The sequence below is a fragment of the Paracoccus laeviglucosivorans genome, assembly GCF_900182695.1.
GTDB lineage: Bacteria > Pseudomonadota > Alphaproteobacteria > Rhodobacterales > Rhodobacteraceae > Paracoccus > Paracoccus laeviglucosivorans.
This window is the reverse complement of record NZ_FXTK01000006.1, coordinates 96,336-121,992: the sequence shown is the minus strand read 5'-3', so window position 1 is coordinate 121,992 and position 25,657 is coordinate 96,336. Positions and strand designations below refer to the sequence as shown.

The following is a 25,657-nucleotide window of genomic DNA, read 5'->3' as shown; positions in this document are numbered from 1 at the left end:
ACCATGACCCGCAACATCGTGTTCGGCCTCTTGCCCGTCCTTATTGTCGCAGCTTGCGGCACGCCGCAGGAACGCTGCATCAGCCGCAATACCAGCGAATATCGCACCGTCTCGAAGCTGCTGGCCGAGGTCGAGGGCAATATCGCCCGTGGTTACGCCTGGGAAGAACGGCAGGTGACGCGCACCGAATGGGACGATTGCCCCTATGTCGTGCGCGGCAAGGATGGTGAACGGCGCGTGGCCTATCGTTCCTGCCTGCGCGACGTCACCGATACCGAGCGTTACCGCGTCCCGATTGACCCGCTAGCCGAAGAACGCAAGCGCGACAACCTGATCGCCCGCCGCACCGCATTGGCAAAACCAGCGGCCAGCGCCGTCGATGCCTGCAAGGCCGCCTACCCCGAGGAAAAATCCTAGAAGGCGCCGGCAGCCAGCGGGTCACCCAGCGAACGCCCGCCATCGACCCGCAGGATCTGGCCGGTAACGAAGCTCGCGCCGTCGCTGACCAGATATTGCACCGTCGCACCCAGCTCATCCGCGCCAGCGATGCGGCCCAGCGGAGTTGCAGACAGCAGCTTGTCGCGCAGGTTCGGCTCTTCGCGCAGCTTAAGTTGCAACTGGTTCGACATAATCGAGCCGAAGGCCACGCCATTCACGCGAATGCGTTTGGGGGCCAACGCCATGGCCAGCGACCGCGTGGCCTGCGCCTGCGCCGCACTGGCGATGGAATAGGCCAGCATCTGCGGCTCGGGCCGGTCGGCAGCAAGCGAGGTCAGGTTGACGATGGCCCCGTTCTGCAAGACCTCGCGCTCCGGCTCTGCCTCGGACTGGGCGACCATGCGCTTTGCGACCATCTGCGACAGCTTCAGCCCAGACGCCATGTTTTCGCGCAGCATATCGCCAAGCAATTCGTCGCTGACCGCCAGCGGATCGCAAAGCTGAACCATGCGATGCGCGTTGACCAGAATGTCGATCCGGTCGAACGCATCGATCGTGGCCGACACAAGATTGGCCAGAGTCAGTTTCTGCCCCAGATCGCCTGCGAAAGCCCGTGCCGACCCTTCGGTCCACGCACTGCTGCCCAATTCCGCCTCTAGACCCGCCTCGTCGGCATCGGCGAACATCACATTCGCACCCGCTTCCTCGAGGTGGCGGGCGATGGCCAGACCGATGCCGCGTGCGGCGCCGGTGACAATGGCGGTCCTGCCCTGAACCGAAAAGCTCATCTTCTGCGACCCTTTGGCACGGATTTCGCGGTCCCCGGCCTGCGTGCGCCGGTGGCAGTCAGGATCTTGAAACGGGTATCGCCGCCGATTTCCTGCACATCGGCAAAGCTCTCGCGCAGCACCGCCTCATAGGGCAGATGCCGGTTTGCAACCATCCACAGCCGCCCCGCGCCGGTCAGCAGACCCGCTGCGGCACGGATGAAGCCCGCACCCAGCGACGGATCGGCTGCGCGACCTTCGTGGAAAGGCGGGTTCATCACGACGCCGTTCACCGGCTCGGCCAAACGGAAATTCAGCGCATCGGCCCAGTGGAACTGGGCGCGCGGATCGGTGATATTGCGGCGCGCGCAGTCAAGCGCGACGGCATCCGCCTCGATCAGGTGCAGGGTAGCAACGCCAGGACGTTTCAGCACCTCGGCCGACAGCCAACCCCAGCCAGCGCCCAGATCGACCATGCGCGTCGGCAGCTTTTCAGGCAGATGCGCGGCCAGCGCGACCGAGGCCGGGTCCGGCCCATCCGCCGAAAACACGCCAGCCCGCGTCACGAAACCGGGGGCTGCCTGAATATCGCGGTCGGCCCAATCAGCGGGTACCCAGCCCGCATCGGGTAGCGTCAGGTGAAAAATCTTGCCATGCGCGCGCGATTGAGGCTCATCGACCGGGGCCAGCGTGCGCATTTCCTTCAGCGCGGCATCAATGCCATCGGTCTTTTGCCCGTCGATCCAAAGCGAGGCGCCGGGCGCAAGATGCGCCACCGCCTCGGCGATGCGGGCATGGGCCTCGGCGCGGGCGCGCGGCAGAAACACCACGGCCGCATCGAAGCTGCCTTCGGCGGCAGTCACCGGGGCAAACCCCCGCGCCTGCAAAGCCGAAACATCGGGAAAGCGACGCTGCACGATCTGCGTGCGCGCGGGGTCGAAATGGCTAAGATCGGTCTGCGCATCGGCACCGATCAACAGCATACGACCATCAGGCGGCGTGCCGCCAAATACCAATTCCAGTCGGGAACCTGCCACGAACTACTCTTTTTCCAGGGTGCATTGCAGCGGATGCTGCTGGCGGCGTGCAAGTTCCATCACCTGCGCCACCTTGGTTTCGGCAATCTCGTGCGAGAAAACGCCAACGACCGCAACGCCTTTGCGGTGGACGGTCAGCATGATCTCGATCGCTTGGGCATGCGTCATGTTGAAAAGCCGCTCAAGCACATGCACGACGAATTCCATCGGCGTGAAATCATCGTTCAGCAGCAACACCTTATACAAAGGGGGACGCTGCGTGCGCGGCTTGGTCTTGACCGCTAGATCGACATCCTCGCGGTCGTCGGGACGGTTGGTCATGTGCGGATCTGTCACTGCGCCTGCAAAGGGATAAGGGTTGCCTAGAACGCCGAATATAGGGCTTCTTCCAGCCGGATGTAAGCCCCGCATCGGCGACAGGGCAGTCTGACAGCCTGCAATCACAGGGCGAATAATGGCCAAAACCAACAAAGTTACAGTTTCCGTGACGCGGAAGCCGTGGTATTGTCGGTTTATTAATGAAGGGTCCGCAAATTGAACGGACCCTCAGAGGCAGAAGAGACCGGGACAGTGAGCAGAATCACCAAGAACGTCCGACTCGGACTGATGATCCTATTTGCATGGGCAATTCCCATGTCCGTCGCCGCGGCACCGTTCGCGGCTTATGTCATGGACGCGCGCACCGGCAACGAGATCTATTCGCAGAACGCGAATACGCGGCTGCATCCCGCCTCGCTGACCAAGATGATGACGCTTTACATGGCCTTCAATGCCATTGAGCGTGGTCAGGTCCGGCTGGACAGCAAGTTTCTGGTCTCAAGCCATGCCGCGTCGCAGCCGCCGTCGCGGCTGGGTCTGCGTGCAGGCCAGCGGATCGAGCTGCGCTATCTGATCCGCGCCGCTGCGGTGAAGTCGGCCAATGACGCCGCCACCACCATCGGGGAAGGTCTTGCGGGATCCGAACCGAAATTCGCGGCCCAGATGACCGCGATGGCCAAGGCGCTGGGGATGAGCAACACCAATTTCCGCAACGCGAATGGCCTGACCGTCGAAGGGCACTATTCGACCGCGCGGGACATGAGCGTGCTTGGGCGTCGCCTGTTCTATGATTATCCGCAATATTACAACATTTTCTCGCGTCGTTCGGCGGATGCAGGGATCGCGACCGTTTCCAGCACCAACAAGCGTTTCCTTGACAGCTACGAAGGCGCGGACGGCATCAAGACCGGCTATACCCGTGCGGCAGGCTTCAACCTGACCGCTTCGGCCAAGCGCGGCTCCAAGCGCATCATCGCGACGGTGCTGGGCGGCAATTCGACCGCGCATCGCAACGCGGTCATGGCGCAGTTGCTGGACGCAGGCTTTGGAAAGGCACCCACCCGCGCGCGCGAGGTCAAACCCGCGCCGCCCGAGCTGATCGTGGCTGAGCCCAAGAAGGTGGTTCGCCGCGTGGTGCAGGTTGCGCGGGCTGAACCTGCTGCCCCGGCAGCCGCTGCCGCATCGACGGTGCGCCTGTCCGCATCGGATCGTCCGGTTGCCCGCGCCTCCAGCGCAAGCGTCGTCACGCCTGCGGCGATCACCGCCGCCGTGTCGCGGGCTCAAGCCGCAGCCAAGCGTGGCGATGACCGCATTGCCGCAAGCTCGCGCCCCGTGCGCAAGCCCGGCCCGGCGGTCGCCACCGCCTCGACCAAGGGCAGCGAGGAGTTGCTGGCAACCGCACGCCCCGCGTCGCGCCCCGAAGGCGATGTCCCTGCGGATGCGGCTTTGGTCGAATCGGTTCGCCCGACCCCGGCCCCGCGCGACGACAAATCGGCAAGCGCGGGTCAGGCGCAGCCCACCGCGTCGCTGTTCATGATGTCCACCCCGGTCCCGACCGAGGCGGATGCCCAACCCGCCCCGCAACTGGCGCTGGCCGAAACCACCGCGCCGGTTCCGCCCGCGGCGCGTCAGGATACGATCATCCTGACCTCGCTTGCCCCGAACGAAGCGGATGAGGACGTGGCCCGCGAAATCGTCAGCCGCGATCCAAGTGCCGGGCGTGGCTATGGCGTGACGCTGGGCCTTTACCGTTCGCAGCGCGAGGCCGAGCAACTGCTGCTGCGCACCGCGCTGCAGGAAAACGGCACGCTGGGCAACGCGGCCAGCCATGTCGCGAATACCAAACGCGGTTTCCAGCCGAACTTTACCGGTATGTCCAAGGAAACCGCAGAACTGGCTTGTGGCAGGCTGTCGGCCCGCCAACTGGATTGCACCGTCGTCGGTCCCTGATCCTTTCGAACCAAGCCAGACCTTGCACCGCCCGGACATCTCCGGGCGGTTTTCTTTTGCCCCCATGTGGCGACGGGTCGCATCCCCGATCCGAACATTCCAAAGCCCGGTGGCGAAACCCGCAGGCCATTCAGCGCGTTGCATCCTTGCCGATACAACCGGAGCGGCACATTTCCGACGCATCGGCGCAACAAGCCGCAATCGCGGCGAAAGGAGAAGCCGATGGGCTATAAGTCGATCCTGACCGTTCTGACCCGCGAGCAGCCCGAGCTGCTGGATTCCGCAATCGCCATGACGCAGCGCGAAGATGCCCATCTGGACGTGTTCTGCATGGGGGTCGATCACACGCAAAGCGGCTACTATTACGCGGGCGCATCGGCCTATGTTTTCCAGGAATCCATAGACAAGGCGATGACTGCCGCCAGCGAGTTAGAAGAGATGGTCCGCGCCCGACTGGCCAACGAACAGATCCGCTGGTCGGTTGAATCCGCCGTGGCGCAGGTCGGCGGCCTTTCGACGCTTGTCGGGATGCGGGCGCGCTACTCGGATCTTGTGGTGCTGACCCGCCCGTATGCCGACGATGCGACCCCCGATGCCGAGGCCGTGACCGAGGCTGCGCTGTTCGAAGGTTCGGCCCCCGTGCTGATCGTGCCGCAAGACCTGAGCAAACCCTGCGGGCGCAAAATCATGATCGCGTGGAACCAATCGAATGAGGCGATGGCCGCCGTCCGCCGCGCCATGCCCCTGCTGCAAGCCGCAGATGAGGTCGAGATCACGGTCATCGATCCCTCGCCGCACGGTCCCGAACGCTCGGACCCCGGCGCGGCGCTATGCCAGATGCTGACCCGTCAAGGTGTCAAGGCCGACATTGCCGTGCTGGCCCGCACCCTGCCCCAGATCAGCGATGTCATAAACCGCCGCGCAATCGAGATCGGAGCGGATATGATCGTCATGGGCGCTTACGGCCATTCGCGGTTCCGGCAGGCATTTCTGGGCGGCGCGACGCGCAGTATGCTGGAAAAAGCGCAAATCCCGGTGCTGATGGCGCATTAGCCTTAATGCGCCTCGGCCCAGCTTGCCCCTGATCCCGCATCCACGACCAATGGCACGTCCAGTTGGATTGCAGGTGTTGCCGCGTTTTCCATGACGTCGCGGGCGCGGGCGATCAACTCGTCCAGCGCATCCTCCTGCGCCTCGAAAACCAGTTCATCATGGACCTGCAGCAGCATCTTGGCAGGCAGATCAGCAATCGCGGCGGGCATTCGGATCATCGCGCGACGGATGATGTCAGCCGCGGCCCCCTGGATCGGCGCATTGATCGCGGCGCGACGGGCACCACCCGCTGCGGGACCGGACTGGTTGATCCCCGGCGTCATGATGCGCCGCCCGAACAGCGTGCGGACGTAACCGTCCTGCTTCGCTTCGGCCACCGTGCGGTCCATATAGGCGCGGATTTCGGGGAAACGCTCGAAATAGGTATCGATGAACGCTTGCGCCTCGGCGCGCGGAATGCGCAGATTCCGCGCCAGCCCAAAGCCCGAGATGCCATAGATCACCCCGAAATTGATAGCCTTGGCGCGACGGCGGATCATCGGATCCATGCCTTCGATCGGCACGCCGAACATCTGGCTGGCGGTCATCGCGTGAATGTCGATCCCGTCGCGGAAGGCCTGCTTCAGCGCCGGGATCTGCGCGACATGCGCCAGAATGCGCAGCTCGATCTGGCTGTAATCCAGACTGACGATCCGCATCCCCGGTCCTGCGACAAAGGCCTGACGGATGCGCCTCCCTTCCTCGGTCCGCACCGGGATGTTCTGCAGGTTCGGGTCGGTCGAGGCAAGACGCCCGGTCTGCGCCCCGGTGATCGAATAGCTGGTATGGACGCGCCCGGTTTCCGGGTTCACATGCAAAGGCAGCGCATCGGTATAGGTCGATTTCAGCTTGGAAATCCCGCGCCAGTCCAGCACGCGGGCGGGCAGGTCGTGCCCCTCGGCCGCCAGATCCTCCAGCACATCAGCACTGGTCGAAAATGCGCCGGTCTTGCCTTGCTTGCCACCCGCCAGACCCATGCGATCAAACAGGATTTCGCCCAATTGCTTGGGGCTGCCGACGTTGAAGGGACCGCCCGCCAGTTCATGGATTTCCGCCTCCAACGCCGCCATTTTCTGGGCAAAGGCGCTGGACATGCGCTTCAGGTGATCGGCATCGATGCGGATGCCGGTCATCTCCATATCGGCCAGCACCCCCACCATCGGACGTTCCAGCAGCTGATAGGCAGTCGCCACACGGTTTTTGGGCAGCAACGGGCGGAAATGATGCCATAGCCGCCAGGTAATCTCGGCATCCTCGGCGGCATATTCGCCCGCCTTTTCAATCGGCACCTCGGCAAAGCCGATCTGCGACTTGCCCGAGCCGATCAGCTCTTTGATCGGAATGCATTTATGGCCCAGATAGCGGTCGGCCAGCTCGTCCATGCCGTGATTGTGGTCGCCCGCATTCAAGGCATAGGACATCAGCATCGTGTCCTCGATGGGCGCCATGCGGATGCCGTTCCGCGCCAGAATCTTCCAGTCATACTTGATGTTCTGGCCGATCTTCAGCGTGCCGGCATCTTCCAGCAGCGGCTTCAGCATCTCCAGCGCACGGGCGGGGTCGATCTGCCCCTCCAGACGCACGGGCGCGCCGAACAGATCGCCCGCAGCACCTTCGCTGACATGGGCCAGCGGCAGATAGGCCGCGCGCCCTGGCCCCGTGCAAAGCGAGATGCCGATCAGATCGGCCCGCATCTCATCCAGCCCCGAGGTTTCGGTGTCGATGGCGACCAACCCCTTTTCCGCAATCTCGACCAACCATGCGGTCAGTGCGGTCTCATCGCGGATGATCTCGTAGCGGCTGCGGTCGATGCCGGGCAGTTCCACCTTGCTTTCCGCGGCCACAGCGACCTCGACCGCGGGCGGCGCCTCGGCTCCGAAACGCTCGGCCACGCGGGTGGTCAGGGTGCGGAACTCCATCCGGGTCAGGAATTCCAGCAGCCCTTCCGGGTCCGGCTCGCGCACCTCCAGCGTCTCCAGCCCGAAATCCAGCGGCGTGTTGCAATCCAGCTCGACCAACCGTTTCGAAATGCGGATCAGCTCGGCATTGTCGATCAGCGTCTGGCGGCGCTTGGGCTGCTTGATCTCGGCTGCACGTGCAAGCAATGTCTCAAGATCGCCGTATTCTTCAATAAGTTGCGCGGCAGTTTTGATGCCAATTCCAGGTGCGCCGGGCACGTTATCAACCGAATCTCCGGCCAAGGCCTGCACATCCACCACACGTTCAGGCCCGACGCCGAATTTCTCGCGCACCTCATCTGGACCGATGGCCTTGCCCTTGATCGGGTCCATCATCTCGACGCCGTTGCCCACCAACTGCATCAGATCCTTGTCGGAACTGATGATGGTGACGCGCCCCCCGGCATCGCGCGCCTGACAGGACAGGGCCGCGATGATGTCATCGGCCTCATAGCCCTCGGTCTCGATGCAAGCGATGTTGAAAGCCCGCGTCGCCTCCCGCGTCAGCGGGAATTGCGGGCGCAGATCCTCGGGCGGCTCGGGGCGGTTCGCTTTGTAAAGCGCATAAATATCATTGCGGAACGTCTTCGAGGAATGGTCAAAGATTACCGCCGCATGTGTGGGCGCATCGCTGCCCTTGCCGTCCTGGATGTATTTCCACAGCATATTGCAGAAACCCGCGACCGCCCCGATCGGAATCCCGTCCGAGCGGCGCGTCAGCGGCGGCAGCGCGTGATAGGCGCGAAAGATAAAGGCCGAACCGTCGATCAGATGCAGATGGTGGCCCTTGCCGAATGTCTCGCCCATGCCTGCCGCTCCTTCTGCAAAAATTCAGAACCCCCTTCTGCCACGAAGGCAGCCGGGGGCCAAGCCCGCGACTTGGGCGGGCAACGTCTTCTTGGTTCTTATAATACCCCCGCCGGAGGCATCCCGACCGCGCGACCGGCGCGGCGCCGGGATCAGTGATCGTCGTGCGCGTGATCGCGGTCGATGACGAAGCGCTTGTCACAATAGCCGCATTCGACTTCGCCCGTGGTCTGCGGGATCGCCAGCCAGACGCGCGGATGGCCAAGACCGCGGCTTTCATCGCCATCGCAAGCCACCTTCCACGAGGTGACGACCTGAATCTCGGGGGCCGGAAGGGTCATGGCAGTTCCTTGAGCTTTGACGACAAACGGGGTTAAACCGGCGGCGATCATAATGACAGCCGAGGCGCTATGCCAGCCCCCCAGAACCCGATGGAAACCGCGAATGCAATCGAAATCCGCGGTCTGGCCAAGACCTATGCGGCAGCGGGTGGCAATCCGCCCAAGGCTGCGGTCAAGGGGCTGGACCTGACGATTCCCGCCGGATCGATCTTTGGGCTTCTTGGCCCGAACGGTGCGGGCAAGTCCACGACGATCAATATCCTGGCCGGACTGGTGCGCAAAACGGCGGGCAAGGTCACGATCTGGGGCTTCGATCAGGACGTGAACCCGCGCCAGTCCCGCGCGGCAATCGGCGTCATGCCGCAGGAATTGAACATTGACCCCTTCCTGTCGCCCCGCGCCAGCCTTGAGGTGCAGGCGGGCCTTTACGGCGTGCCCAAAAGCGAACGCTGGACGGATGAGCTGCTGGAACTCGTCGGCCTGACCGAACAGGCGAACAGCTATTCGCGCCACCTGTCGGGCGGCATGAAGCGGCGCTTGCTGCTGGCCAAGGCGCTGGTGCATCGCCCGCAGATCCTTGTGCTGGACGAACCTACAGCGGGCGTGGACATCCAGCTGCGCGACATGCTGTGGCGCAATGTCCGCCGCCTGAACGAGCAGGGCATGACCATCATCCTGACGACGCATTATCTGGAAGAGGCCGAGATGATGTGCGACCGTATCGCCATCATCGACCGGGGCGAATTGATCTTGTGCGAAGACACGCGGACCCTGCTTGGCCGTGCCGATTCGAAATCGCTGGTGGTCGATACGGGCAGCGACACCACCTTGCCCGCCCTGCCCGAAGGCGTGCGCGCCGAACGCCGCGCGGACGGAAGACTGGCCATCAGCTATGCGCCGTCGCGGGTCACGGCAGACGGGCTGATCGACATGCTGCGCGCGGCCGACCTGCCCATCCGCGACATCGCGGTCGAGGTGCCGGATCTGGAAGATGTCTTCGTCCAGCTGACCTCGCGCCGCTAGGGCTTATTCCGGCTGAAGCATCCGGCCAAGACTGCGTCCGCCAAGGATATGCATATGGAAATGCGGCACTTCCTGAAGTCCGTATTCCCCGGCATTGGCGATGACGCGGTGGCCGTTGCCGCCGTCCAGATCGACGCCCAGATCGCGGGTCAGCCGCCCGACAGTGCGGGTGAAATCCACGATTTCGGCGTCCGAGGCGTTTTGCGCGAAATCGTCATAGCTGACATAAGCCCCCTTTGGGATCACCAGCACATGCACCGGGGCTTGGGGGCGGATATCTTCGAACGCCAAGGTATGTTCGGTTTCAAGCACCGTCTTGTTGGGGATCTCGCCGCGCAGGATGCGGGCGAAAATATTGGTGTCGTCATAGGTCGGCATCTTTCGCGCCCTCGTGGTTTCAGTCGCTGAACAGATAATCGGTGCTGACGATGCGATGCGCCGTATCGGGCATCACATCAAGGAAATTGGCGATCTGGACCGCATTGTCCTCGGCGCTGCGCCAAGGTGCAACCGAGTGGAAATGCGTGAATTCGACATCGCGGATACGCTCGGCCTCATGCTCCAGATCGGCGCGGACGGTGGGGACCAGCCGGTCGATGACGCCGGGCGGGGTTTCTGGCCCCGCCAGACCGACCCGCCCGATATGGCCGCGCACGTAATCTTCGTCGAACTGCGAATCGATCAGCAGGATGCGCGTATCGGCTTTGTCGGCCATCAGATCCTGAATCAGATGCAGCGCCGAGGGGTCAAGGCAGATGACCAGCCGATTCGATTCAAATTGCTCGAACAGCAGCTTGATCAGCGCGCGGCGGTGACGCTGACGTTTTTCGACCGTAGTCTCAACCCCGCCCAGATCGGGCAGATGCGCATTCGCTTCGTTGAACAGATAGTCCACGGCGGGAATGTCGGTATTGGCGCGGATCGCGGCGGTCAGGCGCTTGGCCACATGCCATTTTTTGCCCACGATCAGCCGCAACGAATTTTCGCGCCCAAGGCTGCCATCCGTTTCCCAGAAACGCGGGGCAAAGCGGCGCCCGATCCGCCCGCGCCCTGTCAGGAACTTGAACAGCCCAGTCGCCTCGTTCGAGATCGGGAAATGCACGCCCGTTGCTGCCCAAAGCGCGCCCAGCCTTTCGCGCAGCCGGATCGCCTCGGGGCTGATCTTGCGGGCGAACAGATAGTTCTGCCCGATCAGCAGGTCGTAATGGTCGTTATGGAACACCACCGGCATCCCGTAATCGGTGAACACAAGATAGGTCAGCGTGCGCGCCCGCAATTCCTTGCGCGGCACGACATGGGGCACGATGGTCTGGAAGAACGTTTCGTCCGGGATCCATGTCGTGGCGAAAAAGCGCATGACATCAGGGCGGCTGTCGCAGAATTCCAGCACCCGCTCGATCGAGCGACGGCGCAGGCACCACCATTGCGACCCGATCTGCACCTGAATATCGGCAGGAACCTGACGTGTGACCTTGAACCGCTTCTGCAGATTGAAGCTGCTGTAGAACAGCTTGGGCTGGGTGCGTTCGTTGAACCAGTGGCGATAGATCAGCCGTTCTTCCTTGAAGCCGGTCTTGATCCAGTCCGAACCGAAGAAGTCGAAATTCTCGATATAGTCGCATTCTTCGGCGTCAAGGAAGGCGTGGGCATACTCGGCCGACTTGATCGGCATACAGTCGCCCGACAGCATGTAGAAATGCGTTGCCAGCGGAAACGAATCAACCGCCGCGCGAACGGTGTCCAGCGTGGCGCCCACCAGCGACCATTCGCCCCAGCCGCATTTCCACCGCTTTGCGGCAAAGACCACGCCGGGATTGTCGGCCAGCGCCGCGGTGATAAGCTCAAAATCCTTGGGATTTGCGCGTGCGTCAAAGTGGATGGCCACATAATCGCCCGATGCGGTCAGCCGCTTGGCCTGCGCAATCACCCCCTTGGGGTCTTTATGACAGAGCAGAATGAAGGCAATCCGCGCCATTTATGTAATCAATCCGTAATCAAGAGCTGCCATGCCGTTCTACACGCGGTTGAATCTCTTTCGGCGATTTGCTTTCTGTCCTTACCGATTTTGGCGATGGCGGCAACCCGGCCCAAAGCCCGAGAACAAGGAATGATAGAATGGGATTTCCCGGAACCTGGATGACAGAGAGCGAAAGCATGGTCTATCGGGTTGTCCCGAAATGCGCCTGCTCTTCGATTGGTCAGATCATGTTCTATTCCGATCATGGCCGATATTTCGACGGTGACATTCACGACTCGACCGACGGGATGCACAAGTGGAGCCAGGACAAAAGCCAGCGCGCCATCGAAGAAAGCGTGCGTGGCCACAAGGCTCTGACCTTCACCTGCGTGCGCAACCCCTACGGGCGCATCCTGTCGTCGTTCTTTGACAAGATCGCGGGCATCCAGCGCAACGGCAAACGCTATCGCGGCAATCTGGTGCCACAGCTGATCCAGCGTTACGGCATCGACGTGGGCAGCCCGGAAAACAATTTCGACTTCGACCAGATCGCCAGCTTCCGCCGCTTTTTGCTGTTCGCGCGCGACACCATCCGCTGGCGCCGCCCGATGGAGCCAGACATCCACTGGTCGTCCATGGCCGGTCACATCTCGACATTCATCGTCAACGGCGGGCGCTATGACCAGATTTTCTTTACCGAAAAGTTCAACGAAGGCATGCAAAAGGTGCTGGACGCCTCGCCCACCCGCGTCAAAATGGACGTGAACGACGTGCCCAAGTTCAACGAATCCGAAGGGCACGGACCGAAACGCGCCCACAAGATCAGTGAATATTTCGACGATCTGTCGCGCCATCTGGTCTGGGAAATCTATAAAAAGGATTTCCAGCTGTTCAAATACGACTTTGACAATCCCGACAACAAGATGCCCAAGAACGATGTGGATCTGGAAGAGGTCCACGCAAAGCTGGGCCGCTAGGGCTTTCGCCGCCCCGATCGTTTCCTTTCGTCGTTGTGCTTTCCCGGCCACGCGAAAGGCCAAGATTTGACTTGCGGAATGCGAAAATCTCGCTATTTTCGCGCGTTCATTCGACCGGCGGGGGAAGACCCGGACCGAAGCCCCCGTATGCGCAACACGGTTTCGCGACTTGCGGCTGACGCTCCATTGTCCTATGCCCCGCCCCAGAAACGATATCAGAATCCGGGGCCGTCACATGGCCGCCCCCCTAACCTTGAGGTTGTGACATGGCTGTCCCTCAGAACCGAGTTACCCGCTCCCGCCGCAACATGCGTCGTTCGCATGATGCACTGGTTGCCGGCAACCCGAACGAATGCACCAACTGCGGCGAGCTGAAGCGCCCGCACCACGTCTGCCCGTCTTGCGGCCACTACGGTGATCGTGAAGTCGTCGCGCAGGCGAACGAAGTCGATCTGGACGACGACGCGGCGTAAGCGGACCGACCGCGGACATGACTTCGGCGGAAAGCACAAGCAACGCGCCTGCCCCTGAATCCAAGGGCGGCGTGGTTATATCTGTTGACGCCATGGGCGGAGACCGGGGCCCTGCCGCGGTCGTGGCGGGTATAGCACAAAGTGCCGAAAAGAATCCCGATATCCGGTTCATCGTCCACGGTCCACGGACCGAACTGGAGCGTTTGATCGGACGTCGCCGCGACCTCGCGGCGCGTTGCGACATTCGTGACGCCCAGGGCGTGGTCAGCATGGAAGACAAGCCCAGTCAGGTGCTTCGCAAAGGCGAAGGAACCTCGATGTGGTCCACCGTCGAATCCGTCCGCAAGGGCGAAGCGACGGTGGCTGTCTCCTGCGGGAATACCGGCGCGCTTATGGCGCTGTCCATGCTGCGTCTGCGCAAGCTGCCCGGCGTGAATCGCCCGGCGATCGCCTGTCTTTGGCCCTCGCGCAATCCGCAGGGGTTCAATGTCATGCTCGACGTCGGTGCGGATATTCGCGCCGATGCGCAGGACTTGCTGACTTATGCGCTGATGGGCGCATCCTATGCCCGTAACGGCCTTGGCCTTGCCCGTCCTCGGGTGGGGCTTTTGAACGTGGGCACGGAAGAACACAAAGGCCGCGCCGAGCTGAAACAGGCGCATGAACTGATCGGCGGCACCGCCGATGCGGGCAATTTCGAATATATCGGCTTCGTGGAAGGCGGCGATCTGCCCTCGTCCCGCGTCGATGTGATCGTGACCGACGGCTTTACCGGCAATGTCGCGCTGAAGACCGGCGAAGGCACCGCCAAGCTGGTTGGCGACTTCCTGAAGGAAGCCTTCGGCAATTCCGTGATGTCGAAATTCGCGGCGCTTCTGGCGATGACTTCGTTGAAGCGGCTGCAAAAACGCATCGACCCCCGGCGCGTCAATGGCGGGGTCTTTCTGGGCCTGAACGGCACGGTCGTGAAATCGCATGGCTCGGCCGATGCGATGGGCGTTTCGTCCGCGATCAAGCTGGCTTTCCAATTGGCGCAGTCGGGCTTTCACGACCGTCTTGCGGCGCGTGTCGCGCAATCGCTGACCGTCGAGAATACGGTACACCTAGAAGAAGTTGCGAATAAGGGGGCGTCCTGATGCGACGTGCGATCGTCCGGGGCACCGGTCACTACCTTCCCGAACGTATCGTCGAAAACAGCTGGTTCGAAGACAAGCTGGAAACCACCGACGAATGGATCCGCTCTCGCACCGGGATCGAGCGTCGCCATTTCGCAGCCGAAGGCCAGGGGACCAGCGATCTGGGCATCCGTGCCGCCCAGGCGGCTTTGGCCAATGCCGGGCTTGAGGCCGACGACATTGATGCGGTGATCGTGGCGACCTCGACGCCGGATTACACCTTCCCTTCGGTCGCGACGATGATTCAGGCCGGTCTGGGCATGAAGCGCGGCTTTGCATTCGACGTGCAGGCGGTCTGCGCGGGCTTTATCTATGCGCTGGCCAATGCCGATGCGATGATCCGTTCGGGTCAGGCCGGGCGCGTGCTGGTCATCGGGGCCGAGACCTTCACCCGCATCATGGACTGGACCGATCGCGGCACCTGCGTGCTGTTTGGCGATGGCGCGGGGGCATTGGTGCTGGAAGCTGCTGAAGTCGCGGGCGAAAGCAGCGATCGCGGCATCCTTGCCACCGATCTGAACAGCGACGGGCAATACCGTGATCTGCTTTATGTCGATGGCGGCGTCGCCTCGACCGGAACGGCGGGTTTCCTGCGGATGCAGGGCAATCTGGTGTTCCGTCATGCGGTCGAAAAACTGGCCGATACCGCGCATCGCGCGCTGGACAAGGCAGGCATCCCCGAAGAACAGGTGGATTGGCTTGTCCCCCATCAGGCGAACCTGCGCATCATCGAAGCGACGGCCAAGCGGATGCATCTGCCGATGGAAAAAGTCGTGCTGACCGTTGCCGATCACGGCAATACCTCGGCTGCGTCGATCCCGCTGGCCCTTTCGGTCGCAAATTCGCAAGGACGTTTTCAGCCCGGTCAGGTGCTGGTGGCCGAGGCGATCGGCGGCGGTCTGGCCTGGGGTGCGGTGGTGCTGCGCTGGTAATCAGCGCAGCTGCGAATCCTTCGATCCGCGACGGTTGATCCCGGCACGGGGCCGAAAAGCCTTGTCGCGCCCGGATTGGCAATCCACGCATAGCTGCACGCCCGGAATGGCCTTGCGCCGCGCATCGGGGATGGGTTCATCGCATTCCGCGCAGAATTCGGCGCTTTCACCCACGGTCCGGCTGGCATTGCGCAGCTGCATCCGCTCGATCGCTTCCTGAGTCGAGATGTCGATCTGTTCGTTCACCGCCTCGTCACGCGCCCAACCGCCGGCCATGCTGCCCTCTGTCGCAATAGCAAACCGTTTAGATAGGCGTTAATTCGTGACAGTCAAATGACACCACTTGCGGATACCCGCAATCGCCTTGCGCGAATTGGTGAAATCCCGGTATGGCGGAACCCGAAACGGGCGCAGGTTGTTGACACAACGCGACAAAAAAATCATCCTTGAACCAAGAGAGAGGTTTTCAGATGAGCGACTCCACCCTGACCCGAATGGATCTGGCAGAAGCTGTGTTCCGCGAGGTCGGTCTGTCCCGCCATGAATCCGCGCAATTGGTCGAAAGCGTCCTTGGACATATTTCGGATGCGCTGGTGCGTGGCGAACAGGTCAAGATCTCATCCTTCGGCACCTTTTCGGTGCGCGACAAAAATGAACGCATCGGTCGCAATCCAAAGACCGGCGAAGAAGTTCCGATCACCCCCCGGCGGGTGCTGTCCTTTCGCCCCTCGCATCTGATGAAGGATCGGGTGGCTGCCGGAAACGATTCCGAAAGCTGATGGACAAATCGCCCGACGCCTTCCGATCCATCGGAGAAGTTTCGCGACTGGTCGGCGTCGCGCCCCATGTCCTGCGCTATTGGGAAACGCAATTCAGCCAGCTTTCGCCCGTCAAGCGTGGTGATGGCAGACGATATTACCGCCCCGACGATGTGCGCCTTGTGGCCGGACTTTGTCAGGTCATGCGCGAGGAAGGGCTTAGCATTCGCGGTGCCAAGCGCCTGATCGCTGCTGATCGCGGTCTGGGCCTGCGCCGGATCGGTGCGGCGCGTTTGGGTGAAAGCGTGCCCGACAATGATCCGGCAGAGGCGGTTTCGCTGCCTCGGGCCGAACAGCTGACCCTGCCCGCAGATGATCCCAGACCCGAACTGGACCGCGTGAATGTCGCACGCGCGGCCGCGCGCCGCCGGAAACCTGTGGGCGATGCGCAGTCCTTGCCGCTGTTTGACGGTCCGCAGCAGACGTCCCGGCCTGACTGGCTGCATCGCCTGACGCGCATCGCGCAGCAATTGCGTAAAAGCGAAAGCGCGGGTGCGGTCCTGCCTGCCGCCGCCATCGACCTACGCGATGCACTTCGCGACGCGCGCTGACGCCGCGGAACTGCCCAGATGCGGGATCGTCGTCATAACATCGACATTATCCCCAGATTTCCACTTGCTACCCCTTGTGCTGGCCGCGCGCTTCGCTCTATATGCCCCTCGTCGGGCCGTGGCGCAGCCTGGTTAGCGCGTCCGTCTGGGGGGCGGAAGGCCGAGAGTTCGAATCTCTCCGGCCCGACCATTCCGAAAACGCCCATCCCTTTTCAGGGGTGGGCGTTTCCCTTTTCCGAAAGATCGTAAGATGAACGGTGTCCTGCCCGATAACGCCCTGCACAAGCTGATCCAATCGGGGGCGATCCGCGCCGATCAACCGTTCCTGCCCGGCCAGATCCAGCCTGCCAGCCTTGACCTGCGCCTTGGCACGACCGCGTGGCGCCTGCGGGCATCGTTCCTGTGCGGGCGCGGGCGCAAGGTCAGCGAACGTCTGGCCGATTTCGAAATGCACCGCATGGACCTGACCGGCGGCGCGGTGCTGGAAAAGGGCTGCGTCTATCTGGTCCCCCTGATGGAGCGTCTGACCCTGCCCCACGGGCTGGATGCGGTGGCGAATGCCAAAAGCTCGACCGGGCGGCTGGACCTGTTGACGCGGCTTGTGACCGACGAAGGCACCGAATTCGACCGCCTGCCCGATGGCTATGACGGCCCGATCTATGCCGAGATCTGCCCGCGCAGCTTTTCCGTGCTGGTGCGCCCCGGTATGCGGCTGAATCAGCTACGGCTGCGTCAGGGGCAGGCAGTGCTGTCAGATGCCGATCTGCGCGCCCTGCACGCCGCGCAGCCGCTGGTGACCGGCGATGCCCTGATTGATGACGGTCTGGGCTTTTCGGTCGATCTGCGCCCCGACACGGGCGATCTGGTGGGCTACCGCGCCCGTCCCCATAGCGGCGTGATCGACTTGGACCGCATCGGTGCCTATCGCGCGGCGGATTTCTGGGACGAACTTCGCACGACCGAAGGCCAGCTTATTCTGGACCCCGGCGCGTTCTACATCCTTGTCAGCCGCGAATCGGTGGCAATCCCGCCCGATTACGCCGCCGAAATGGCGCCCTATCTGGCAATGGTGGGCGAATTCCGCGTGCATTACGCGGGCTTTTTCGATCCCGGTTTCGGCCACGGTTCAGGCATGGGCGCGCGCGGCGTGCTTGAGGTGCGCTGCCATGAGGCGCCCTTTGCGCTGGAACATGGTCAGGTCGTCGGACGCCTGGTCTATGAACGCATGGCCGCGCGGCCCGAGCGGCTTTACGGCACGGGCATCGCGTCGAACTATCAGGGGCAGGGTCTGAAGCTGGCGAAACAGTTTGCCTAGCGCATCCGCTTGGTGATCCGCGCCGCCTGACGCGCGCGCTTGACGGCCTGCCGCGTGGCTTTCTCGCGGCTTTTCTGCTGTGGCGTCTGTGTGCCGCCGGTCTGGTTCACCTTGCGGATGCCCTTGTTGATGCCCCAGTTCAGCAGGCGGTTGGTCACCATCCGGCTAAGCATGTTGAAAAGCTGGTTCATTGGCGAAGTTCCTTCACTCGTCCTCGAACAGGTCTTCTGCGGGAACGCCCGGCTGACCCGTCTCATCATCATCTGCGTCGGTGTGGGCCGGGAATAGCGGTGCATCCCCCGGCGGGCGCGATTCCAGCAGGCCCGCCGCGCGCAATTCGGCAAGCCCCGGCAGATCCCGTGCGCTTTCCAGCCCGAAATGGTCAAGGAATGTTTCCGTGACCACGAATGTCACCGGACGGCCCGGCGTCTGCCGCCTGCGGCCCACGCGCACCCATTCCAGTTCGATCAGCTGATCCAGCGTGCCGCGATTGACGGCGACGCCTCTGATCTCCTCGATCTCGGCGCGGGTGACGGGCTGGTGATAGGCGATGATCGCCAGCGTTTCCGTGGCCGCGCGGGACAGGCGGCGGCTTTCGACGGTCTGTTCCTGCATCAGGAACCCCAGATCGGCAGCCGTGCGAAACGCCCAGGCATCGCCCACGCGCAAAAGCTGCACCCCACGCCCGTCATAGCGCGCCCGCAGGGCCTGCAACGCCTCGGGGGCATCGCAACCCACGGGCAGGCGCTGGGTGATTTCGCGCAGGCTCATGGGTTCGGCGGCGGCGAACAGCACGGCCTCGACCATGCGTTCCTGCTGATCCATGGGCGGCGGCGGGAAGCGTTGCAGATCGGTTTCGGTCATTCGGGACGCCTGCGGATGGTCAGAGGGGCAAAGGTATCGGTCTGCCGCAATTCCAGCTTGCCCTGCCGCGCCAGTTCCAGCGTGGCGGCAAAGGTGGCCGCAGTGGCCGAGCGGCGACGCTTGGGGTCCATGTCCCAGCCATCGGGCAGGAAATCGGCAAGCGAGGTCCAGTCACCCACATAGCCGATCAGCCCGCGGACCCGCTCCAGCGCCTGCTCCATGGTGAAGACATCCGTGCGGTCAAAAGCATAGGGGCGGAATTCATCGCGGGTGCGCAGCCGGGCATAGGCGCGCATCAGGTCGATCAGCCCCGCCTGCCATGCCACCTGGCGCGAGCGCACGACCGTTTCAGGCGCACCCCGTGCGAAACGCTGATGCCCCAGCCTGTCGCGGCCCATCAGCTGCGCCGAAACTTCGCGCATGGCTTGCAGGCGTTCCAGCTGAAAGGCCAGATGGGCGGCCATGTCTTCGGCGCTTGGCCCCTCGGCCTCGGGGTCGGGGGGCAGCAGCAGGCGTGATTTCAGATAGGCCAGCCACGCCGCCATGACCAGATAATCCGCCGCCAGTTCGATCCGCAATGCGCGGGCCTGTTCGACAAAGGCCAGATACTGATCCGCCAGCTGCAGGACCGAGACCTGCATCAGATCGACCTTTTGCGTGCGCGACAGGGTCAGCAACAGGTCCAGCGGCCCTTCGAAACCCGACACATCGACGACCAGAACCTCATCGGCCTGCCGCTCGGCCACGCTTTGCGGCTCAAGCCCCGGCAGTGCGGCCTGGTCGGGAACGGGCGTCAGATAGGGAACCTTGGTCATGGCAGGGCCGCGCGAAAAGATCGGCGCAGAATCGGGCATCGCTGGTCCTGAGTCAATCGCTCAGGCCAGCCCGCCCAAGGCGCGCAGCTCATCGCGCAGACCCGCCACCGGACCCGGCACCTGACGCAGCGCCAACGCGGCATCGCCCCGGCGCGTGGCATCGGCGGTCATGGCACCTGCTGCGGCCACGATCTCCTCCATCTGGGACAGCGTTTCGTTGCAGGACAGGACCAGATCGCAGCCTGCGCCGATGATGGCGCTTGTGCGTTCGGCCATCGTGCCCGACAAAGCCTGCATCCCAATATCGTCCGACATCAGCAAACCGTCGAAACCGATATGGTCGCGGATCATGCGGATCACCGTCCCCGAGGCCGTCGCGGGTGCATCGTCCAGCGCCGTGAACCGGATATGCGCGGTCATCGCCATCGGCAGATCCGCCAAGGCGCGAAAGGGGGCGAAATCCGTTTCCTCAAGCTCGGCCAGCGGTGCATCGACCACGGGCAGGTCTTTGTGGCTGTCCACCCGCGCGCGGCCATGGCCCGGCATGTGCTTGACGATGGGCAGGACGCCCGCCGCCAGCAGCGCCTGCGCCGCGATGCGGCCCAGACGGATCACCGTTTCGGCGTCGGTGCCAAGGCAGCGGTTGCGCAGGAACGGATGGGTGTCGTCGCGGGCAATGTCCAGAACCGGGGCGCAATCGGCATCGATTCCCATCTCGCGCAGTTCCTGCCCCAGCAGATAGTGGTGCAGCCAGATCGCCCGGTCGCCCAAGGCTGCCTGATCCAGCGGCGCGGGCCAGTCGGTCCAATGCGGCGCGCGCATCCGCTGCACCCGTCCACCTTCCTGATCGATCAGGATCGGTGCATCACGGCCCACGGCATCACGCAGATCACTGGTCAGGCGACGCAGACGGTCGGGCGTGTCGATATTGCGGCCAAACAGGATGAAACCCCAAGGATTGGCCGAGCGGAAAAAATCCCGCTCGGCCATCGTCAGGTCGGGACCCGAGATCCCGCCAAGTATCGTTGCGCCAGTCACTTTGCGGTGGCCGGGATACAGTCCACGCCTTCGGCGATCAGGGCGGCGCAGAAACGGCGCGCCTCGTCCTTTGAGGCAAAGCCTGCGGCGCGCAGACGCCAGAACTTGCGGCCATTGGCGGAATGTTCCTGCACGATCATGTTCTTGCCGGCAAACAGCCCGCCGAACTTGCCGGAAACGCGGTTCCATTCGCCCCGCGCCAGTTTGTCGCTGTCAAACGCACCAATCTGGGCCATCGACGAACCGGCGCTGACCTTTGCCGCAGGTGCCGCCTCGGGTGCCGCGTCAGCCGGGGCGGCTGCGGGACGGTCGGCAGGCGCGGTTTCGGCCACGGCGGGCGCAGGTGCGACGGCGCTGGCCGCAGCAACGCGCCGCGGACGCGGTGCCGGACGGACCGAGGCTGCGACGGCAGGCGGCGGACCGGGTTCAGCCGTCGCCTCGGCCAGCGCCTGATTGATGGCGGTGTCTTGGGTCTGCTGGCCGGAAAGATCGGTCAGCGCCTCGTTCACCGGGGCTTCGGGGGCGGTCGGCACGTCGGCGATGATCGCCGCTTCGACCGAATCCGGCTCGATGGTGGATTGCGCGGCTTCGGCAGCGGCGCGGGCGGCATCGGCGTCCGGCGTGGCGATGACGCGGGCCGTTTCGTCCAGCGGCGGCAGCTCGACGGCGCGCGACGGCTCAATGGCGGTGGCACCCAAGACGCCCATGGCCACGTCCTGCGCCTGCAGACCCGTAGCCCCCGGCGCGATGGCAACCTGATCGACGCGCTGCGCTTCGGTCCCGGCGGCGACGGAATTGACGGCAAGCCCGGTGCGATCGGTCAGCTCACCCCCCGGATTTTCCGGCGCGGTCCGCGCCTCACCCTGCACGGCGCGGATCACGGGCACGCCCGAGACGTCGCGCACGACCAGCTTGAAGCCCCAGACCGCAAGAACCACGATCAGCCCGACCGAGACCAGCGCACCCAGATAATGCGTCAACCGCGACAGCCGCCCCAACATCGAAGGCGGCTCTGCCGTGGCTTGCCCATAAGGGTCGTCATAGCGGGGATCATCCCAGCTTTCGTCGCGCGCATCGTCATATTCGTCGGCATACGCGTCATGACCGTAGCCATGAGCATGCCGGTCCTGCGGATGCGTGCCCTGAAACCCGCCAGAGCGGAAGTCTACTACTGCCATTCCTGCCTGCCTGCCGGTTTGCCCGGATCTGTCTGCTCGTTGCTCTGCTCGACACCCGACAGGACGCTGTTATCAGCGCATCTCTTTGGCCGGAGTCACGCCCAAGATACCAAGACCGGCCGAAATGACAACGCCAACGCTGCGCACAAGCGCGATTTTCGCGGCAGTTGCGGCGAAATTCCCATCCTGGACAAAGCGCAGGCTGGTTTCGTCATTGCCGCGGTTCCACAGCGAATGCAGGTCGGACGCGATGTCGTATAGGAAAAAGGCGATGCGATGCGGTTCATTGGCGCGGGCCGCGATTTCAACCGTGCGCGGCCATTCGGCAACCTTGCGGGCCAGCTCCAGCTCGGCCGCGTGATCCAAAAGCGTCAGATCGGCCCCGGCCAGCGCCGCGTCCGAGGTGTCCACGCCCATTTCCGACGCCCGACCCAGAACCGAGTTCACCCGCGCGCTGGCATATTGCACATACCAGACCGGGTTGTCCTTGGACTGTTCCAGCACCTTGTCGAAATCGAAATCCAGCGCCGCGTCATTCTTGCGTGTCAGCATGTGGAAGCGGGTCACGTCGGCCCCCGCCTGTTCCACCACGTCGCGCAGCGTGACGAAGGTGCCCGCGCGCTTGGACATCTTGAAGGGCTCGCCGTTCTTGAACAGCTTGACCAACTGGATCAGCTTGACGTCCAGCGGCACGCGACCGTTCGACAGCGCCTTAACGGCAGCGGTCATGCGCTTGACATAGCCGCCATGGTCGGCGCCGAACACGTCGATCAGCTGATCGAAACCGCGGTCGATCTTGTCCCAGTGATAGGCGATGTCGGGTGCGAAATAGGTCCAGGCGCCGTCCGATTTCTTGACCGGACGGTCCACGTCATCGCCATGGCTGGTCGAGCGGAACAGAGTCTGTTCACGCGGCTCCCAATCCTCGGGGGTCTTGCCTTTCGGCGGCTCCAGCACGCCTTCATAGATCAGGCCCGCATCGCGCAGCCGGTCGATGGCGGCTTCGATCCGGCCCGTGCCGTAAAGCGCCTTTTCGCTGGAAAAGACATCCATATGGACATTCAGCAGCGCCAGATCCTGACGGATCACCTCCATCATCGCCTGGGTGGCGAATTCGCGGATGTCGGTCAGCCACACATCCTCGGACTGGTCCAGCAGGCTGTCGCCATATTTGTCCTTCAGCGCCTGACCCACGGGAATCAGGTAATCGCCGGGATAAAGCCCTTCGCGGATCGCAGGCTCCAGCCCGTTCGCCTCGCGGTAGCGTTCAAAGGCCGAGCGCGCCAGCACATCCACCTGCGCGCCGCCGTCGTTGATGTAATATTCGCGCGTGACGTCATAGCCTGCGAAATCCAGCAGCGACGACAAGGCATCGCCAAAGACCGCGCCGCGCGTATGGCCGACATGCATCGGCCCGGTGGGGTTGGCGCTGACGAATTCGACGTTGACCTTGACCCCCTGCCCCAGATTTGAACGGCCATATGCCGCGCCTTGGGTCAGAGCCGCGCGGATGACGCTCTGCCACTGGGCCGGGTCGATGCGCAGGTTCAGAAAGCCCGGACCTGCCACCTCGGCTGCGGTGATGCGCGGATCGGCAGCAAGGCGCGCGGCCAATGTGTCGGCGATGTCGCGCGGCTTTTTCCCGGCGGGCTTGGCCAGCACCATCGCGGCATTGGTCGCCATGTCGCCATGCGCGGCGTCGCGCGGCGGCTCGACCGTCACGGCTGCGGTATCAAGACCTGCGGGCAGTTCGCCCGCCTGTTCCATCTGCGTCAGCGCGTCGATCACCAGCGCGCGAATATCCGAGAAAAGGTTCATCGCTTCCATCCTTAGTCGATGCGGGATAGCCCTTGGCGCGGGGGGCCGTCAACCACGCCGGCACCCTGCCCCACGCGATCAGATTGACGCAGCGCCGCTTTTCGGTTAGGTCCGGCGCGTCTGCATCCGGCAGACATGGCGAGGGGCGTGCGGAAATTGCGTCCCTGAACGTTGCCCCGGTTCCTGAAGGTTGCGGGTTCCACGGGTGGCGATGGACGCAAAAGACAGCGCAGGCAAGCTGCGCTTTGACACGAAAGCCCTGAATGACCAAGTTTTCCGATCTGAAGCTCGACCCCAAAGTTCTGCAAGCCATTGCCGAGGCGGGGTATGAAACCCCCACCCCGATTCAGGCCGGGGCGATTCCCCCTGCGCTGGAAGGCCGCGACGTCCTGGGCATCGCGCAGACCGGGACCGGAAAGACCGCCAGCTTTACGCTGCCGATGATCACCCTGCTGGGCCGTGGCCGGGCGCGGGCGCGGATGCCGCGTTCGCTGGTGCTGTGCCCGACGCGGGAACTGGCAGCCCAGGTGGCCGAGAATTTCGACGTCTATGCCAAGCATACCCGTCTGACCAAGGCGCTGCTGATCGGCGGCGTCAGCTTTGGCGAACAGGACAAGCTGATCGACCGCGGTGTAGACGTGCTGATTGCGACGCCCGGTCGCCTGCTGGACCATTTCGAACGCGGCAAGCTGTTGCTGACCGGCGTTCAGATCATGGTCGTGGACGAAGCCGACCGGATGCTGGACATGGGCTTCATCCCCGACATCGAACGCATCTTCCAGCTGACGCCCTTTACCCGTCAGACGCTGTTCTTCTCGGCGACGATGGCGCCGGAAATCGAACGCATCACCGACACCTTCCTGCACGCGCCGGAACGGATCGAGGTGGCACGTCAGGCCACAACCAGCGAAACCATCACCCAAAAGCTGGTCGAGATCACGCCGACCCGCCGCGACCAGTCGGCCAAGCAGAAACGCGAATTGCTGCGCGCCCTGATCCGCGCCGAGGGTGAGGGGCTGAAGAACGCCATCATCTTCTGCAACCGTAAAACCGATGTAGATATTGTTGCCAAATCCTTGAAATCGCACGGATTTGACGCCGCACCGATTCATGGCGACCTTGACCAGCGCCACCGCATGGCCACGTTGGACGAATTCCGTGAAGGCAAGCTGCGCATTCTGGTCGCCTCGGACGTGGCGGCGCGCGGTCTGGATATTCCGGCCGTGGGTCACGTCTTCAACTATGACCTGCCCAGCCATGCCGAGGATTACGTCCACCGCATCGGCCGCACCGGCCGCGCCGGACGTCTGGGGACCGCAATCTCGATCTCGACCCCAGCGGATGAGAAGTATTTGACCGCAATCGAAACTCTGGTGAAACAGACATTGCCCCGCGCTGACATCCCCGAAGGCTTTACCCTGACCGACGCCGCACAAGAGGCACCCCGCGCCCCGCGCGAAAATGGCCGCCGTTCGGGCCGTGACCGCGACCGTCGCGGTCGCCGCGACGACAGCGAACAGCGCCCTCAGGCCGAACCGCGTGCCGAAGCCAAAGCTGAGGCGAAGCCGGCCGAGAGCCGCGAACGTCCCCAGCGCGAAGAACGCCGCGACGATCGCCGCGAACGGCATGAGCGGCACGACCGCCATGAACGTCAGGATCGGCATGAACGTCAGGACCGCCGCGAAGAACGTCGCGGAGATCGCGGCGACCGTCATCCCGTCATGGGCATGGGTGATCACATGCCGGAATTCATGACCCGCAGCTTCCGCCCCGGCATCATCGAAGGCGCACCGTCAGATGACGCGCCCGAGATCGAAGCCCCCGAGGTGCAGGCCGTGGCCGAAACCGTGCCCCCGACCTTTGTCGCCGCCGAAATCCCGGCTCAGGCTCCGGTTGAGACCATCGACGCCCCGATCGAGGCCGCCGCCCAGCCCGAAGCGGTCGCGGAAGCCGCGCCCGTGGCCGAGCCTGCCGCCGAAGCCCCGGCCAAGCCCGCCCGCAAGCCGCGCGCCCCG

Annotated in this window: 25 protein-coding genes, 1 tRNA gene and 1 pseudogene; 13 read left to right on the top strand and 14 right to left on the bottom strand. The window is 63.5% G+C overall.

Annotation, left to right across the window (positions count from 1 at the left end):
- The first annotated feature begins 3 nt into the window (after positions 1 to 3).
- Positions 4 to 417, top strand: a complete 414-nt coding sequence (locus FN835_RS09410) for a hypothetical protein (RefSeq protein ID WP_142662962.1) — start codon at positions 4 to 6, stop codon at positions 415 to 417.
- On the opposite strand, the gene FN835_RS09405 is transcribed toward FN835_RS09410, so the two are convergent.
- From FN835_RS09405 to clpS, 3 genes are read right to left on the bottom strand one after another with little or no spacing between them, the layout of a single operon-like run.
- Positions 414 to 1,226: an SDR family NAD(P)-dependent oxidoreductase gene (locus FN835_RS09405; RefSeq protein ID WP_142662961.1), complete on the bottom strand. Its 813-nt coding sequence runs from the start codon at positions 1,224 to 1,226 to the stop codon at positions 414 to 416. The two genes, FN835_RS09410 and FN835_RS09405, sit on opposite strands and share 4 nt — an antisense overlap.
- Positions 1,223 to 2,242: a class I SAM-dependent methyltransferase gene (locus tag FN835_RS09400; protein WP_142662960.1), complete on the bottom strand. Its 1,020-nt coding sequence runs from the start codon at positions 2,240 to 2,242 to the stop codon at positions 1,223 to 1,225. The genes FN835_RS09405 and FN835_RS09400 overlap by 4 nt, the downstream gene beginning before the upstream one ends.
- Before the next feature lie 3 nt (positions 2,243 to 2,245).
- Positions 2,246 to 2,563 carry an ATP-dependent Clp protease adapter ClpS gene (clpS, locus tag FN835_RS09395; protein ID WP_142662959.1) on the bottom strand — a complete coding sequence of 106 codons (318 nt, stop codon included), beginning with the start codon at positions 2,561 to 2,563 and terminating at the stop codon, positions 2,246 to 2,248.
- A gap of 312 nt (positions 2,564 to 2,875) precedes the next feature.
- Here clpS and FN835_RS09390 point away from each other — a divergent pair, with 312 nt between their 5' ends.
- Positions 2,876 to 4,510 carry a serine hydrolase gene (locus FN835_RS09390; protein WP_142662958.1) on the top strand — a complete coding sequence of 545 codons (1,635 nt, stop codon included), beginning with the start codon at positions 2,876 to 2,878 and terminating at the stop codon, positions 4,508 to 4,510.
- Between the two features lie 222 nt (positions 4,511 to 4,732).
- Entirely contained in the window at positions 4,733 to 5,563 is an 831-nt protein-coding gene (locus tag FN835_RS09385; protein ID WP_142662957.1) for a universal stress protein, read from the top strand.
- A 2-nt stretch (positions 5,564 to 5,565) separates the two neighbouring features.
- Here the strand turns inward: FN835_RS09385 and polA are convergent, their stop codons facing one another.
- Together polA and FN835_RS09375 are read right to left on the bottom strand one after the other, a co-directional pair.
- Positions 5,566 to 8,367: a DNA polymerase I gene (polA, locus tag FN835_RS09380; protein WP_142662956.1), complete on the bottom strand. Its 2,802-nt coding sequence runs from the start codon at positions 8,365 to 8,367 to the stop codon at positions 5,566 to 5,568.
- A gap of 152 nt (positions 8,368 to 8,519) precedes the next feature.
- Complete coding sequence (locus FN835_RS09375) at positions 8,520 to 8,708, bottom strand: zinc-finger domain-containing protein (RefSeq protein ID WP_142662955.1); 189 nt, start codon at positions 8,706 to 8,708, stop codon at positions 8,520 to 8,522.
- Positions 8,709 to 8,777: 69 nt separating this feature from the next.
- Here FN835_RS09375 and FN835_RS09370 point away from each other — a divergent pair, with 69 nt between their 5' ends.
- The gene (locus tag FN835_RS09370) at positions 8,778 to 9,731 is read left to right on the top strand and encodes an ABC transporter ATP-binding protein (RefSeq protein ID WP_142662954.1); all 954 of its coding nucleotides are present in this window, start codon (positions 8,778 to 8,780) and stop codon (positions 9,729 to 9,731) included.
- 3 nt (positions 9,732 to 9,734) lie between these two features.
- Here the strand turns inward: FN835_RS09370 and FN835_RS09365 are convergent, their stop codons facing one another.
- Both FN835_RS09365 and FN835_RS09360 read right to left on the bottom strand, forming a co-directional pair.
- The gene (locus FN835_RS09365; protein WP_142662953.1) at positions 9,735 to 10,109 is read right to left on the bottom strand and encodes a histidine triad nucleotide-binding protein; all 375 of its coding nucleotides are present in this window, start codon (positions 10,107 to 10,109) and stop codon (positions 9,735 to 9,737) included.
- Positions 10,110 to 10,128: 19 nt separating this feature from the next.
- Positions 10,129 to 11,706: a DUF5928 domain-containing protein gene (locus FN835_RS09360; RefSeq protein WP_142662952.1), complete on the bottom strand. Its 1,578-nt coding sequence runs from the start codon at positions 11,704 to 11,706 to the stop codon at positions 10,129 to 10,131.
- A gap of 140 nt (positions 11,707 to 11,846) precedes the next feature.
- Here FN835_RS09360 and FN835_RS09355 point away from each other — a divergent pair, with 140 nt between their 5' ends.
- From FN835_RS09355 to FN835_RS09340, 4 genes are all read left to right on the top strand, one after another.
- Positions 11,847 to 12,665, top strand: a complete 819-nt coding sequence (locus tag FN835_RS09355) for a sulfotransferase family protein (protein WP_142662951.1) — start codon at positions 11,847 to 11,849, stop codon at positions 12,663 to 12,665.
- Between the two features lie 266 nt (positions 12,666 to 12,931).
- On the top strand, positions 12,932 to 13,138 hold the full coding sequence (gene rpmF / locus FN835_RS09350) for a 50S ribosomal protein L32 (RefSeq protein ID WP_142662950.1): 207 nt from the start codon (positions 12,932 to 12,934) through the stop codon (positions 13,136 to 13,138).
- 17 nt (positions 13,139 to 13,155) lie between these two features.
- Entirely contained in the window at positions 13,156 to 14,274 is a 1,119-nt protein-coding gene (gene plsX, locus FN835_RS09345; RefSeq protein ID WP_142662949.1) for a phosphate acyltransferase PlsX, read from the top strand.
- Complete coding sequence (locus FN835_RS09340) at positions 14,274 to 15,245, top strand: beta-ketoacyl-ACP synthase III (protein WP_142662948.1); 972 nt, start codon at positions 14,274 to 14,276, stop codon at positions 15,243 to 15,245. The genes plsX and FN835_RS09340 overlap by 1 nt, the downstream gene beginning before the upstream one ends.
- On the opposite strand, the gene FN835_RS09335 is transcribed toward FN835_RS09340, so the two are convergent.
- On the bottom strand, positions 15,246 to 15,521 hold the full coding sequence (locus FN835_RS09335; protein WP_142662947.1) for a DksA/TraR family C4-type zinc finger protein: 276 nt from the start codon (positions 15,519 to 15,521) through the stop codon (positions 15,246 to 15,248).
- Between the two features lie 194 nt (positions 15,522 to 15,715).
- Between FN835_RS09335 and ihfA the strand changes: the two genes are divergently transcribed.
- From ihfA to FN835_RS09315, 4 genes are all read left to right on the top strand, one after another.
- Positions 15,716 to 16,024 (top strand): integration host factor subunit alpha, encoded by a 309-nt coding sequence (ihfA, locus tag FN835_RS09330; protein WP_142662946.1) that lies wholly within the window; start codon positions 15,716 to 15,718, stop codon positions 16,022 to 16,024.
- Positions 16,024 to 16,614: a MerR family transcriptional regulator gene (locus FN835_RS09325; protein WP_142662945.1), complete on the top strand. Its 591-nt coding sequence runs from the start codon at positions 16,024 to 16,026 to the stop codon at positions 16,612 to 16,614. The genes ihfA and FN835_RS09325 overlap by 1 nt, the downstream gene beginning before the upstream one ends.
- 112 nt (positions 16,615 to 16,726) lie before the next feature.
- A tRNA-Pro gene (locus tag FN835_RS09320) sits at positions 16,727 to 16,804 on the top strand.
- Between the two features lie 60 nt (positions 16,805 to 16,864).
- On the top strand, positions 16,865 to 17,929 hold the full coding sequence (locus tag FN835_RS09315) for a 2'-deoxycytidine 5'-triphosphate deaminase (protein ID WP_142662944.1): 1,065 nt from the start codon (positions 16,865 to 16,867) through the stop codon (positions 17,927 to 17,929).
- Here the strand turns inward: FN835_RS09315 and FN835_RS09310 are convergent.
- The 6 genes from FN835_RS09310 to argS all read right to left on the bottom strand — a co-directional run bounded on the left by FN835_RS09310 (position 17,926) and on the right by argS (position 23,642).
- A complete protein-coding gene (locus FN835_RS09310) occupies positions 17,926 to 18,120 on the bottom strand; it encodes a hypothetical protein (protein WP_142662943.1) in 195 nt (64 codons plus the stop codon). The two genes, FN835_RS09315 and FN835_RS09310, sit on opposite strands and share 4 nt — an antisense overlap.
- Positions 18,121 to 18,133: 13 nt before the next feature.
- Positions 18,134 to 18,793 (bottom strand): SMC-Scp complex subunit ScpB, encoded by a 660-nt coding sequence (gene scpB, locus FN835_RS09305; protein ID WP_142662942.1) that lies wholly within the window; start codon positions 18,791 to 18,793, stop codon positions 18,134 to 18,136.
- Complete coding sequence (locus FN835_RS09300) at positions 18,790 to 19,608, bottom strand: segregation and condensation protein A (protein WP_142663003.1); 819 nt, start codon at positions 19,606 to 19,608, stop codon at positions 18,790 to 18,792. Before FN835_RS09300 ends, scpB begins: the two co-directional genes overlap by 4 nt.
- 60 nt (positions 19,609 to 19,668) lie before the next feature.
- Positions 19,669 to 20,646 (bottom strand): glycoside hydrolase family 3 N-terminal domain-containing protein, encoded by a 978-nt coding sequence (locus FN835_RS09295; protein ID WP_142662941.1) that lies wholly within the window; start codon positions 20,644 to 20,646, stop codon positions 19,669 to 19,671.
- Entirely contained in the window at positions 20,643 to 21,824 is a 1,182-nt protein-coding gene (locus FN835_RS09290; RefSeq protein ID WP_142662940.1) for an SPOR domain-containing protein, read from the bottom strand. Before FN835_RS09290 ends, FN835_RS09295 begins: the two co-directional genes overlap by 4 nt.
- Positions 21,825 to 21,896: 72 nt before the next feature.
- Complete coding sequence (argS, locus tag FN835_RS09285; protein ID WP_142662939.1) at positions 21,897 to 23,642, bottom strand: arginine--tRNA ligase; 1,746 nt, start codon at positions 23,640 to 23,642, stop codon at positions 21,897 to 21,899.
- A 263-nt stretch (positions 23,643 to 23,905) separates the two neighbouring features.
- Between argS and FN835_RS09280 the strand changes: the two are divergent.
- Positions 23,906 to 25,468: pseudogene (locus FN835_RS09280) on the top strand (DEAD/DEAH box helicase); the annotation flags it as partial.
- Positions 25,469 to 25,657 lie beyond the last annotated feature (189 nt).